Consider the following 14,029-nt stretch of genomic DNA (forward strand, 5'->3'; position numbering starts at 1 on the left):
TTTCGTAAACCTGTGAGGTTTAAAAAACATCGATAAAAATGAAATATGAGCCATTACAATATAATAAGTTCTACCATATTTATAATAGAGGCAATAATGGTGAAAACATTTTTATTGAAGATAGAAATTACGCATTTTTCCTTTCATTGATTCAAAAATATATTTTACCAATCTCAGAAGTTCATGCATACTGCTTATTAAAAAATCATTTTCATCTATTAATTAAAACTCTAAACTTTGAAAATAAGATTCTTTATAAAAGCTTTTCAAATTTATTTAATGCCTATGCTAAAGCTATAAATAAAGCCTACGATAGAAATGGAAGTCTTTTTCAAGACAGATTTTCTAGAATTCAAATAAAAAATGATGAACACCTAAAACAACTAATTTTATATATTCATCTAAATCCATCACATCATGGGTTTACTACAAACTTTGAAAATTATAATTACTCTTCGTTTAATGCAATGATGTCTAAAGCAAAGACTCTTTTGAAAAGAGATGATGTTTTAGAACTTTTTGATGATAAATCCAATTTCAGATATATGCATTACAAACGACAGCAGGAAATCTTTGAGAAAAAGAGCGAATTATATTTAGAATAAAAACTAAAGGTCTCACGGGTTTTAAAAACCTGTGAAGCCTAAATAATATAAAATGAGCAACATCGAACATAATATGTCTATCACCGGGGATGCTCCAAAAAGCATTTCCACGATTCAAAAAATAGCAAGCGCCATTGGCCTTACCGGTTTATTGATCTTGGTTCTTGCGATCGCAAATTTTAATTTCCCGAATAAAAGCTTATTTCTAAGTTTATCTTTAGGAATGATCACCTTGGGAACGATGATTTTCTCTGTAGATGCCTATTGGGGAAAACATGCCGGGATCAAAAACGACGGCGTTTGGTTTAAATCGTTAAGCGGAAAAGGCTTTTGGGCCTGGATACTCGGCATTGGTCTCACCTTATTTTATGTAGTGTTATATTGGTTTCCGCAGTATTTGGGATTAAACAGCGAAAGTGCGAATACCGGAATCATCGCATTATTTGATCCGCTAAGTAAATTTATAAATGGGGGTCCGGCAAGCCAGTGGTTTGTTTACGGAACTTTATATACCGTTGCGATCTGGATATTCGGATTTAAATTTATACTGAAATATCGACATAATCGCTATGAAATTATAAGAACCTGCTCGGTGATGTTTTTTCAATTGGGATTTGCATTCTTAATTCCTGAAATTCTCGCCCGACTCAACAAACCTTATTTTGCGCCGGCAACGATCTGGCCATTGAATTATGATCTGTTCGCAGGCTATCGATTAGATTCATTTTTATCTGCCGGAAATTTAGGGGTTGCGATGCTAATTTTTGGGATTGTTTCGATCTTCGTCATTACTCCTATTCTCACCTATAAATACGGAAAACGTTGGTATTGTAGCTGGGTTTGTGGTTGTGGCGGTCTCGCTGAAACCGCCGGTGATCCCTTCAGGCAACTTTCTGATAAATCACAAAGAGCCTGGAAGATCGAACGTTGGGTCATTCATAGTGTATTGGTTTTTGTTACCGTAATGACCATCGCCGTAGTCTACTCCTATCTTGGTGAAAATGCCGATCGATTTTGGCTAACTAAAGATATTTTTCTCTGGGGAAGTGCCGGTTTCCTTACGTTATTTTTCGCACTGATCATGATCTTTAAACGCCACCAGTTACAAAAGGATGCGAAATACGGAGCGATTGGATATTTAGTGGTGATATTAGCGATTATTGGCATCAATTATTTTAGTGGAAACTGGAATATCTTTTTCTTCCCGGCCTATAAACTCCGCGAATGGTACGGCTTTTTAATTGGCGCGGCATTTTCTGGAGTCATAGGTGTTGGTTTTTACCCGATTTTTGGTAGCCGGGTATGGTGTCGTTACGGTTGCCCTATGGCCGCGATTCTTGGGATGCAACAAAAACTATTTTCAAAATTTAGAATTACAACCAATGGCGGACAGTGTATTAGCTGCGGAAATTGCTCTACCTATTGCGAAATGGGAATCGATGTTAGAGCCTACGCACAAAAAGGACAAAACATTGTGCGATCCAGTTGTGTAGGATGCGGAATCTGTTCAGCGGTTTGCCCCCGTGGCGTTTTAAAATTAGAAAACGGAAAAACGCAAGGCCGAATTAACGAAGATGAGGTATTGTTAGGTAACGATGTAAATCTATTGGATCTTCTGAATCAGAAAAGTAACTAATGGAAATTGTCGATCTTAGTCAGGAAATTTACGATAGCATGCCGGTTTACAAAGTCTTGCCGCAGGTAAGTATGAAAATGCATGCATCACACGAAGAATGGGAAGGCATCGAAAATCCTGAAAACCCAACCCCCAGCGTTTATTCGCTTAAGATGAGTGAACACACCGGTACGCATGTAGATGCATTAAACCATATGCGTAAAGAGGATAAAGGAAAATCGATCGATACCATGCCATTATCTACTTTTTATACTGAAGGGATTTGCCTGGACTTTTCAGCAAAAGGATTAAAAGAGATCATTACTTCCGAAGAAATAAAAAAGCAGCTTAAACTATCCAATCTCGACCTAAAGAAAGGCTATACTTTGTTGCTTTGTACCAATCATTATCAAAAACATTTTAATACTGAAAATTGGCCAAATGGCCCGGGAATTTCAGCAGAAGCTGCTCGCTGGCTTGGTGAACAAAAGATCGCTGCTTTTGGTGTAGAAACCATGTCGCCCGGCATACCCGGAATTTCCAACAAAGAGGTTCATCATATTTGCGGTGAGTTATCTTTTACGCATTACGAAAATATGATCAATCTGGATAAACTGGTTGGACGTGGGCGTTTCAGATTTATCGCCCTACCTTTGAAGATTCGCGGTGGCACAGGTTCTCCTGTTAGAGCCGTTGCGATTTTTGAATAGACGACAGCCTAGACCTCACAGGTTTCTAAAACCTGTGAGGTCTAAAGTAAAATCTGGAAATACTGTTTATACCCAAAAGACTTGAAGAAAAATTCAATCATAAAAGTTATTATCCCTGCATATAACGAAGCAGATTCGATTGCGAAAGTGATTGCTGAAATCCCCAATATCGTCGATGAAGTTATTGTGGTAAGCAATAATTCGACCGATGATACCGAGAAAAATGCTCAGACTGCCGGGGCGACCGTTCTTCAGGAAAAACGCAAAGGTTATGGTTATGCCTGCTTAAAAGGTATGGATTATATCGCTAATCAAAATTCAACTCCAGATATCATTGTTTTTCTGGATGGCGACTATAGCGATTATCCTTCAGAACTAACCAAAATTATTGCACCTATTCAGCAGAAAAATATCGACATGGTAATTGGAGCTAGAGTAAAAAAATGGAGAGAAGCCGGCTCAATGACTTTTCCTCAGATTTTTGGAAATTGGCTTGCTACTACTTTAATGCATTTATTTTTTGGAGCAAAATTTACTGATCTTGGTCCTTTTAGAGCAATAAAATACGAGAAACTGCTAAAGTTAAATATGCAGGACAAAACCTATGGCTGGACGATAGAAATGCAACTTAAAGCCTTAAAGCAGGATTTTACGTATGTAGAAGTACCGGTGCATTACAAAAACAGGATTGGCGTTTCTAAAGTTTCCGGAACGCTAAAAGGCGCTATCTTTGCAGGCGTAAAGATTTTAGGTTGGATATTCAAATATAGCTTTAAATAGATTGGATTTAGCGATTATCATAATATACACATTAGCCTTGTTGGTGATTTTCTTTTATAGTATTTCAGAATTGCAATTACTACTGAACTACTTAAAAGCAAAGAAAAGTATTGATAATGCTGAAAAATTCGATCTAAATAATCCTGCTGAAATCCCCAAAGTAACTATCCAGTTGCCACTTTACAACGAAATGTATGTGGTAGAACGATTACTACGGAATATCGCAAAAATCGATTATCCAAAGGACAAACTGGAAATTCAGGTATTAGATGATTCTACCGACGAATCGGTTATAAAAACCACTGAAATTATTGCCGAAATAAGACAACGTGGAATTGATATTCAGCATATTCAACGTGAAAATCGCAGCGGATTTAAAGCCGGTGCACTAAAAGAAGGATTGGAAATTGCCAAAGGAGAGTTTATAGCCATTTTCGATTCCGATTTTATGCCGAATCCAGATTGGCTTAAAAACACGGTTCCTTATTTTAAGAATCCTGAAATTGGCGTAGTGCAAACTCGCTGGGCGCATCTAAATCGTGATTATTCGCTGCTTACAAAAATCCAGGCTTTTGCTTTAGATTTTCATTTCATATTAGAACAAACCGGAAGAAATTTTGGGCGGCACTTCATTAATTTTAATGGCACGGCTGGGATCTGGCGCAAAGAATGTATTCTGGATGCCGGTAATTGGAGTGGTGACACCCTTACTGAAGACCTTGATCTAAGTTATCGTGCACAGCTTAAAAAATGGAAATTCAAATACCTGGAAGATGTTGAAACTCCGGCTGAACTTCCGGTAGTGATCAGCGCTGCACGCTCCCAACAATTTCGTTGGAATAAAGGTGCTGCTGAAAATTTCAGAAAAAACTATCGGAAATTGGTTAAAGAGCCTAGTGTTTCTTTCGGAACCAAATTTCATGGTTTTTTCCATTTACTGAATTCTAGTATGTTTTTAATTGTGCTATTACTGGGGATTTTAAGCGTTCCTGTATTATACATTAAAAACAACAATCCTGCATTTAGCTGGTATTTTAATGTACTGGCTGGATTTGGGATTAGCACCATTATTTTCTTTTGCTGCTATTTTGTTCCGTATGCCAAAATCCATGGTAAAAGTTTAAAATCATTCTTCAATTTTATGGGGATGTTCATCACTTTTTTCGCCGTAGCAATGGGGTTTTCGGTTCATAATTCTTTAGCGGTTTTAGAAGGGCATTTTGGTAAAAGATCAGAATTTATACGCACGCCAAAATTTAACGTCAACACATTTAAAGATTCCTGGAAGGGCAATAAATACTTATCGAATAAATTTTCTGAGAACATCCTTATCGAGGCCTTACTCTTTTTCTATTTTGCCTTTGCGATTTATAGTGCGTTTAAACTAAACGATTTTGGATTAGTCCTTTTCCATCTAATGCTTTTCGGTGGCTTTGGTTTTGTAGCTTTTAAGAGTATTTTTTCGAAGACTTAGGTTTTATTTTAGATCACTTTTCTCTTAGTACTTACCATTCATCTTAAACAGCTTAATTTAAATTCTTACCCCGATCTTAAAACCTCCCCAGTCTTCGGGATCACCCGATTTAAATTCTCGGCTCATCGAAGTTTGATAATATTCTATATAAAACAAGCCAGATTTAATCACTAAACCATAATAATATTGCGCTGTTAATCGATTTATATCACTAGTAGAAATGGTGTAAGGACTGTTTCTATTAAAAATTCCCCCTTGCAGTAAAGAATTATACCCAACAAGATTTGTCACCCCTTTACAGAATAAATAAATCTGAAATTTACTGTTTCGAGAATTCTCTTTAAGAGGAGACTTTACCAGTCCTAAAGTGGCACTTGCACCTAAATTCAAGTCTGTAAACAGGGTTCCAAATCTTACTCTAGACTCCCCGTAAAAAGAGAAATAATTATTAAGATTTAAAAGTAATTTTTCAATACCGATATTATAATTAATGATAACATCATCCCTGATTTGGTTATCCCAGCCCTGAGGTTTCCAATTTCCAGTAGCTTCATGTATCCATATTTGCCCAGCTCCTCCTAAGGATGATGGCCCCATAATCCCCAATAAAAAGGAAGATTTTAATCGCATACCTTTATCCTTCCAGTCACTAATCTTCATCGATTTCAAAACTAATGCCGAAGCATAAGGCCTATCCCCATATCTTATCTCCAAGTCACTAATAACATCTGGAGTAAAAGCAGAATGCTCTAATGCCAGTCCAAACTTATCTTTTGTACCTGACGTTCTTAAAAATAGATGATTAATTGGATTTCTTTCCATCCAAGGATGGAAAAACTCAAAATTTAAGCCTTGTGTATAATCGTCATCCGAGTACATGAAAAAATCATTATCATAATTTAGCCTGAAATAGCGATTCCCTTCAAAATCATGAATTACATCTGTTGAATTAATTTCTTGACTATAAAATACAATCGGAAATAGGAGTAATACTATATTCCAAGTATTTCGTATGCTAAACTTTTTTAGATTTCCTGTCAAATCAAAGAGTATGAAAAGTTTTAAAAGTTATAAAATTAAAATTAATTATTCTGTTTTTCTGAAATTTTGTAAGGGGATTAACCTATACATTTTCATTCGCTGGATTCAGAGTCCCCTATAATTTTCCCTATTTTCGCAATCCCTCTATAAATGCTAAGTTATTTTGATTAAATCCCTGAAACTTCATAAAATTCCATTGCTTTTATGTTTAACCGCAGCCGTTTTTTACTGGAGTTTTGCTTATGATCTTAATCGAGAAGATTTCCCAAAATTAATCACCCTTTATGCTGGTTTGTTTTTTCTGAGTTTTAAAGTTATTCAGCTTTTAAAAACACGGTTTTGGTTATTGGCTGGTATCGCTCTAATTTTTAGGTTAATTTTTATCCTAGCACTACCCAATCTTTCGCAGGACTTTTACCGGTTTATTTGGGACGGACGATTACTGGCCAACGGCATTAATCCCTATTTATCAACACCTGATTTATTAATGAAATCTGCTCATTTTGGTAGTATTTCTGAGGCGCAGGAACTGGTAAACGGGATGGGTAATTTAAGTGCTTCCAACTACACTAATTATCCACCACTAAACCAGTTGATTTTTGCAGTTGCCGGATGGATATCAGGAAATAGTATTCTTTTTTCAGTACTTATTTTTCGGTTTTTTATTGTTTTGTCTGAAGTTGGTATCCTTGTCTTCGGAAGAAAACTTTTAAAACAACTCGAGCTACCCGAATATTATATCTTCTGGTTTTTACTGAATCCTTTTGTAATTATTGAATGTACCGGCAACCTACATTTTGAAAGTGTCATGGGCTTTTTTATCCTCCTGAGTTTTTACTTTTTATGGAAACAAAAATGGATCATTTCAGCCATAGTTTTGGGCTTATCGGTTTCCGTAAAATTGCTTCCGCTTATGTTCTTACCCCTTTTTCTAAAGTTTTTCAGTAACAATAAAAACACTTCAGAAAGTAGCGAAAATCGAAGTTTCGCAGCTCAAATATCAGCTAATCTCAACGACCTAAAAACTATAAGATGGACTAATCTACTGAGTTATTATACTATTGTGATGCTTATAGTGATCCTAGGCTTTCTTCCATTTTACAATTCGGCTTTCCTGGCTAACTTTTCAAAAAGTATTGGGCTTTGGTTTCAAAAATTTGAGTTCAATGCGAGTATTTATTACGTCATTCGATGGATTGGTTTCCAAATAAAAGGCTACAACATTATCGCAGATACCGGTAGGATTCTTCCTGTAGCCACTTTTATCATTATCCTTATCATCAGTCTTTTTAGAAAAATAAGAAGCTTAAAATCGCTAATTTCGGGATGTGTTTTTGCGCTGTGCTTTTACTTTTTACTGTCTACCACTGTGCACCCCTGGTATATTTTGACCCCGTTATTGCTTTCGATATTTACAACATATCGATTCCCAATCGTCTGGTCTTTTGTAGCGATGCTAAGTTATTATGCCTACGGAAATGGGGATTTTCAGGAGAACTTATGGCTAATCACATTAGAATATGTTGTAGTTATTGGCTTTGCGATTACTGAAGTTTTCTTTCCGAAGAAATTAAGCTTTAGCCTTTTTTCCTGATTTATGGATAATAAAAAGATTACGGATATATACGATACCCCCAAAGAAATGAGCCGATAACAGCACTGGATCTGTCCTGAAACAGGCATACGTAAAAATAATGACAGAACCCGTTAAACTCATTATCCAGAAACCCCAGGGCAAGCTACTCTCATCATGCTGTTCTGAATACCACCACTGATAAACAAATCTCCCGGTATAAATAATTTGTCCTACCGTCCCCAAAATCACTAACCAAATGGCTATATTCTCTCCTGTAAATAATTTACTCCAATCCAATTCACTGAAAAACAAGAGATAACCTGCAATAACTATTGGAGATAAAATAACTGCGATTTTAAAGAAAATATTAGAAGGTTTCCATTGATCTTGAAGTTGCAAATTCCTAAAATAGATATAGTAAATAAGCGCCTGACCAATCATGATCGATAAATCTTTACGCAAATAACCGTAGACAAAGAAAAGTATAGCACCTAGTAAACTAAGTTGCCAGAAAAGTGTTGGTGTTTGAACTTTATTTTTTTTCTCTGAGAGTAACCATTGATTGACGAGACGGGCAGAAAAGCATAACTGCGCTAAAAAACCAATTCCATAAATTACCCACATGTTCATACACCAAAGGTTAAAACAAAAAGCTGTCCAAAATAAGCCAAATTAGGCTAAAGGACAGCTTTACTATATTGTAAATCTTTGTTAATACTTTTTGCTTGAAAAGTTAAACAAACTACATATCTAACAAATAGGCGAATATTAGTGGTGCTACAATTGTTGCGTCGCTCTCGATTATATGCTTTGGTGTGTTAATATCTAATTTACCCCAGGTAATTTTCTCGTTAGGTACGGCACCAGAGTAGGAACCATAACTTGTGGTAGAGTCTGAGATCTGGCAGAAATAACTCCAAAATGGCGTATCTGTTCTTTCCAGATCCTGATATAACATTGGAACCACACAAATTGGAAAATCTCCTGCGATTCCTCCTCCAATTTGAAAGAAACCAATTCCGTTTTTAGAATTTTCGGTATACCAGTCGGCTAAAAAGGTCATATACTCGATACCGGATTTCATGGTACTGGCTTTTAACTCACCTTTAATTACGTAAGATGCAAAAATGTTCCCCAGTGTACTATCTTCCCAACCCGGCACTACCATAGGCAAATTTTTCTCTGCCGCAGCATACATCCAGGAATCTTTAAGATCGATCTCATAATATTCTTCCAGAACCCCACTTAATAATAATTTATACAAAAACTCATGAGGGAGGTAACGTTCTCCTTTATCGTCTGCCTCTTTCCAGATTTTAAAAATATGTTCCTGAATTCTTCTAAAAGCCTCTTCCTCTGGAATACAGGTATCGGTAACACGGTTTAAGCCGCCTTCCAAAAGTTCCCATTCTTCTTTTGGCGTAAGATCGCGATAATTAGGTACTCGCTTGTAATGAGAGTGCGCCACAAGATTCATCACATCTTCTTCCAGGTTAGCACCGGTACAGGAAACAATCTGTACTTTATCCTGCCTAATCATTTCGGCAAAGATTTTACCAAGCTCAGCCGTACTCATGGCTCCTGCAAGAGAAACCAACATTTTACTACCGCCTTCTAATTGCTTTTCGTAATCTTTCGCCGCGTCAACAAGGGCTGCCGCATTAAAGTGTAAATAATATTTTTCTATGAATTGCGAAATCGCTCCTTTATTCATCGTCGTTTTCTTCGTTATAATTTTGATATTTGAACTTATAGCTTAGCATTTTGTAGTACAGTTTTGCCGCAAGAAAATCTGAAGACTTCTCATTTTTATTTGGACAAAGCTCTACAATATCAAAGCCAACTACATTCTTTTTCTTAAACATTAATTTTAAAAATTCTAAGGTCTCATACCAGAACAAACCTCCCGGCTCTGGTGTACCTGTAGAAGGCAAGATAGAAGGATCAAAAGCATCCAAATCTATGGTGATAAATACATTTGGCGTCATTTGACCAATAGCATCATCCATCCAGTCTTCGTAAAGATCATGACCAAAATACACCTGGTTCTCGTCCATGTGTTCGGTCTCTGAGATATCCATAGATCGAATTCCTACCTGAATAAGATTGGTTTTTTTACTTGCCTCATACATTGCACAGGCGTGATTGCATTTAGAACCTTCATATTCTGGTCTTAAATCGGCATGTGCATCTAATTGAACTACAGTAAGATCTTCAAAACTTTCATTAAAAGCCCTAATACTGCCAATAGAAATACTATGCTCCCCTCCAAAAAGCGTTACAAATTTTTCCTGAGCGATGTAATTTTTAGTGGTTTTATATACCGCCTCTACCATTTTCTCCGGTGATGAATTTTCGGTAACGGCTGGTGCTAAATACACTCCTTTTTTATAAACTTCAGATCTGGTTTCTATGTCATAGACTTCCATATTTTCTGAAGCTTCCAAAAATGCATCTGGACCTTTATCTGCGCCTTTTTGCCAGGTACTGGTACCATCATAAGGAACAGGAATTAATACCACCTTCGCCTCATCTATCCTGGCATATTTATCGGGTATACCGGCATAATTCTTTTTACTCATTTTAATCTAATTGGTTTAATAAGAAATAGTTGATTATTTTAAAGATATAAATTTTAGTTCTCATATTTAGTCATAGCCCAAAATATCTAACATATCTTCGGCTTTTTGCTGTTCACTAAATAATTTAGTGAATATCTTACCATTTTCGTCTTTATCGATGAGCACATGTTTTGGCTGTGGAATTAAACAGTGCTGTAAGCCTCCAAAACCTCCAATGGTTTGCTGGTAGGCTCCTGTATTAAAAAAGCCTATATACAGCGGCTTATCTTTTTTAAACTTAGGGAGATAAATCGCATTGGTATTTTGCTCGCTGTTATAATAATCATCACTATCACAGGTTAATCCCCCCAACAGTACGCGCTCGTACTCATCATTCCAGCGATTAATGGCCAGCATGACAAATTTTTTGCTAATTGCCCAGGTATCTGGTAATGTCGTAATGAAAGAGGAGTTGATCATATTCCATTTTTCACGATCGTTTTGCTGCTTTTGGTATAAGATTTCATAAATGGCACCACCACTTTCTCCTACGGTAAAACTTCCGAATTCGGTAAAAAGATTAGGCACTTCTACATCTGCCTCTTTGCAGGCCAGCTGAATCTGATTAATGATTTCTTCTACCATATACTGATAATCATAATCAAAAGCCAGTGAATTTTTGATAGGAAATCCTCCACCAATATTCAGGCTATCTAATGTAGGGCAAATTCTTTTAAGGTTAATATAAACCTTAAGACACTTATTAAGTTCGTTCCAGTAATAAGCAGTATCTCGAATCCCGGTATTGATAAAAAAGTGAAGCATTTTCAGATTCACCTTATCATTATCTTTTATTGATTGGTTGTAAAACGGTACAATATTTTTGTACCCAATCCCCAATCTAGAGGTATAGAATTCAAATTTCGGTTCTTCTTCAGAAGCAATTCTAATCCCTACTTCAAAATCGTCGTTTATGCGATCTTCTAGCAGGCTTAACTCTTCATAATTGTCAATAATGGGAATACAATTTTTATGTCCATTATTAATTAACCGGCCTATATTGGCCACATATTGATCTCGCTTAAATCCATTACAAATAACATAAGCATCGTCTTTCAGTTTTCCGGAAGCCTTTAATTTCTCAACGATATTAATATCGAAAGCTGACGAAGTTTCAATATGAATATCATTTTTAAGCGCTTCGTTCATTACATATTGAAAGTGCGAACTCTTTGTACAATAACAGTAATTATAAGTTCCCTTATAATCAAGGTTTTTCATGGCGGCTTTAAACCAGCCTTTTGCACGATTGATATTGTCTGAAATTTTTGGTAGATAAGTGAATTTTAATGGTGCGCCGTATTGCTTAACAAGCTCCATTAAATCAATATCATGAAATTGAAGCTCACTACCCTCTAATTTAAATTCCTCCTGAGGAAAGTAGTAAGTCTGATCGATTAAATCCCTGTACTTGGTATTCAATTTTATAAAAGTAGATTGGTTAAAAATTAAAAATTAGTTATTAATATCACAGCCTGAAAATTCAGATTGATAAAATATTGTTAAGAAAATTTATAATATACAAAAATTGAGATTTAGAATTACCTCTAAACCTAATGACTGCCTGAGTTGACAGATACCTGAAGAAAAAAATGTTTTTCAATCTAAAAACACTAAAAAATAAATCTATTAATTAAAAACTTTTGTCGCCGGATGCTTTTTAAATAATAGTTGCTACCACCCGTCACGAAACAGGTGGTAAATGTAAATAAAAAATTAATGGAAAAATTAAAAAACCAACTACAAATTTCCAAGGTTAATTACCTCTTGTTTGGTAAGGGTCCTAAACCTTCCTCGTGGTAAATCTTTTTTAGTTAACCCTCCATAAACCACTCGGTCCAGATTCAATATTTCGTAGCTTAAACTCTTAAATATCTTTTGTACAATATGAGGTTTTGTACTGGTAAGTTCCATTCCCACCTCAGTCTTAGGGCGATCTTTAACGTAACTTACATCCGTCACATTAATCTTTTTACTTTCAATATAAACGCCTTCCCTGATTTTCTCAAGATCATCTTGCGATAATGCATGATCCAATTTTATATGATAAATCTGCCGAATTCCGTTTTTAGGGTTAGCGAGTTTCTTGGCTAAAGCACCATCATTGGTAAATACCAACAAACCGGTTGTTTGGGTATCTAATTTACCAATAGGATCTAATTTAGATTTAGAAGCTTTCGCCATAATATCCATTACAGTTAATCCTCCTTTGTGTACACTTCCGGTTACAAAAACACCTTTAGATTTGTTAAGTACAAAATATTCCGGTTTATCTGGAGTAATACTTCGTCCGTCAAATTTTACCTCATCGGTTAATTGTACTTTATAGCCCATCTCGGTCACTACTTCGCCGTTTACCGAAACATTACCGGAAGCGATATAAATATCGGCATCCCTACGTGAGCAAATACCTGCATTAGCAATATATTTATTTAAACGCATTCCATCTTCACGCTTTTCCAAAGCAGTGTTTTTACGTTTTATGGGTGCATTACCACGAGCATACGATTTCTTACGACTGCTGCCGCCCTGTCTTCCACTAAATTTTTTCCCTGAAGAATTATCACTTCTGCTCATATCGCTAATTTTTTGCAAAGATACTGGTTCGTATCGATGTTAAAAAATGATTATCAAAAGATTTTGATTTATTTTAAAGTCAACTTACTAAAATCTAGGAATTTGCTTTTAGAACACTCTATTTAAAAGGGTATCAGGATCAATAAGTAAGATACTAAAAACCCCGGCTACAATAATAAATTTCAGGATATTGTGGAGTATCAGGTACTGCCACTTTGTTTTGCTGAAATAAAGAATCAACATAAATAATGTTAGTAAAAAAAAGCTGGCATAAAAATAATAATGCATATAGCCCACATTAAACTTTTGGGTAAGTAATAAGGTAGGAATGATAGAAATTAAGAATAAAATCCCTAAAAATAGCTTACTCCATTTTTCTCCATAAACAACAGGAATAGTATGATAATTTAGAGCCAGATCTCCCCTTATGTTTTCAAGGTCTTTTACCAGCTCCCGCATGGCAATCATCAAGAATAAAAATGCAGCGTGAATAAAAATCACCGTTTCAGTATTCCCATAATATACGAACACCGCAAAAAATGGAATGATGGCAATAACGGAAGCAACTAGGTTTCCCACAAAAAGAATTCTCTTTAAACGATGCGAATAAAACCAAATGGAAAAAATATACAGGGAAAAAAAAACAACGGTTTTAAAAGACACATAGCTGGCAAAAAATACCGCAAACATATTTAGTATAAAATATACCGAAAGTTTTGTTCGCTGTCCTACGATCCTGTCCAACATTGTTTTTTTGGGGCGATTTATCAGATCCTTCTCGCTATCGTAAAAGTTATTGATAATATACCCTGAAGCAATTACGCTTGCCGTACTTAAAATCAGGAAAAAAAGATTATCATCAAAAAAAACCTCACGCAACGGAAGATTTGGTGCAAGTATAAAAGCTGAAGCCAGGTATTGGGCAATAACGATCATCAAAATATTATAACCGCGTACCACAGAAAAGAGGCTTAGCATCTTAAGCAAAAAACGCTTATTCATTAGCGAAGCCATAGGCTATAATTTTTCA

13 protein-coding genes are annotated in these 14,029 nt (G+C 35.7%); 6 read left to right on the forward strand and 7 right to left on the reverse strand.

Annotated elements, in window-relative coordinates; translation table 11 throughout:
- Positions 1–38: 38 nt before the first annotated feature.
- The 5 genes from ZPR_RS19835 (at position 39) to ZPR_RS19855 (ending at position 5,184) form a co-directional block, all read left to right on the forward strand.
- Complete coding sequence (locus tag ZPR_RS19835) at positions 39–605, forward strand: transposase (RefSeq protein WP_013073577.1); 567 nt, start codon at positions 39–41, stop codon at positions 603–605.
- Between the two features lie 52 nt (positions 606–657).
- Positions 658–2,241, forward strand: coding sequence for a 4Fe-4S binding protein (locus ZPR_RS19840; RefSeq protein ID WP_041579217.1), 1,584 nt, complete (start codon positions 658–660; stop codon positions 2,239–2,241).
- Positions 2,241–2,930 (forward strand): cyclase family protein, encoded by a 690-nt coding sequence (locus ZPR_RS19845; RefSeq protein WP_013073579.1) that lies wholly within the window; start codon positions 2,241–2,243, stop codon positions 2,928–2,930. Before ZPR_RS19840 ends, ZPR_RS19845 begins: the two co-directional genes overlap by 1 nt.
- Before the next feature lie 81 nt (positions 2,931–3,011).
- Positions 3,012–3,710, forward strand: a complete 699-nt coding sequence (locus tag ZPR_RS19850) for a glycosyltransferase family 2 protein (RefSeq protein ID WP_013073580.1) — start codon at positions 3,012–3,014, stop codon at positions 3,708–3,710.
- 1 nt (position 3,711) lies between these two features.
- Entirely contained in the window at positions 3,712–5,184 is a 1,473-nt protein-coding gene (locus ZPR_RS19855) for a cellulose synthase family protein (protein ID WP_041579218.1), read from the forward strand.
- Positions 5,185–5,241: 57 nt separating this feature from the next.
- Here ZPR_RS19855 and ZPR_RS19860 read toward each other — a convergent pair whose 3' ends face one another.
- A complete protein-coding gene (locus ZPR_RS19860) occupies positions 5,242–6,225 on the reverse strand; it encodes a lipid A deacylase LpxR family protein (protein ID WP_049771494.1) in 984 nt (327 codons plus the stop codon).
- A gap of 163 nt (positions 6,226–6,388) precedes the next feature.
- Between ZPR_RS19860 and ZPR_RS19865 the strand changes: the two genes are divergently transcribed.
- On the forward strand, positions 6,389–7,819 hold the full coding sequence (locus ZPR_RS19865) for an MptA/MptB family glycosyltransferase (protein WP_013073583.1): 1,431 nt from the start codon (positions 6,389–6,391) through the stop codon (positions 7,817–7,819).
- On the opposite strand, the gene ZPR_RS19870 is transcribed toward ZPR_RS19865, so the two are convergent.
- From ZPR_RS19870 to ZPR_RS19895, 6 genes are all read right to left on the reverse strand, one after another.
- The gene (locus tag ZPR_RS19870; protein ID WP_041579219.1) at positions 7,796–8,431 is read right to left on the reverse strand and encodes a lipid-A-disaccharide synthase N-terminal domain-containing protein; all 636 of its coding nucleotides are present in this window, start codon (positions 8,429–8,431) and stop codon (positions 7,796–7,798) included. The genes ZPR_RS19865 and ZPR_RS19870 overlap by 24 nt on opposite strands.
- A 112-nt stretch (positions 8,432–8,543) precedes the next feature.
- On the reverse strand, positions 8,544–9,515 hold the full coding sequence (locus ZPR_RS19875; protein ID WP_013073585.1) for a deoxyhypusine synthase family protein: 972 nt from the start codon (positions 9,513–9,515) through the stop codon (positions 8,544–8,546).
- The gene (gene speB / locus ZPR_RS19880; RefSeq protein ID WP_013073586.1) at positions 9,508–10,383 is read right to left on the reverse strand and encodes an agmatinase; all 876 of its coding nucleotides are present in this window, start codon (positions 10,381–10,383) and stop codon (positions 9,508–9,510) included. The genes ZPR_RS19875 and speB overlap by 8 nt, the downstream gene beginning before the upstream one ends.
- A 66-nt stretch (positions 10,384–10,449) precedes the next feature.
- Positions 10,450–11,844, reverse strand: coding sequence for an arginine decarboxylase (locus tag ZPR_RS19885; RefSeq protein ID WP_013073587.1), 1,395 nt, complete (start codon positions 11,842–11,844; stop codon positions 10,450–10,452).
- A 318-nt stretch (positions 11,845–12,162) separates the two neighbouring features.
- A complete protein-coding gene (locus ZPR_RS19890; RefSeq protein ID WP_041579220.1) occupies positions 12,163–12,999 on the reverse strand; it encodes a pseudouridine synthase in 837 nt (278 codons plus the stop codon).
- A 108-nt stretch (positions 13,000–13,107) separates the two neighbouring features.
- Positions 13,108–14,013, reverse strand: coding sequence for a geranylgeranylglycerol-phosphate geranylgeranyltransferase (locus ZPR_RS19895; RefSeq protein ID WP_013073589.1), 906 nt, complete (start codon positions 14,011–14,013; stop codon positions 13,108–13,110).
- Between the last annotated feature and the right edge of the window lie 16 nt (positions 14,014–14,029).

It is taken from the genome of Zunongwangia profunda SM-A87 (genome assembly GCF_000023465.1).
GTDB lineage: Bacteria > Bacteroidota > Bacteroidia > Flavobacteriales > Flavobacteriaceae > Zunongwangia > Zunongwangia profunda.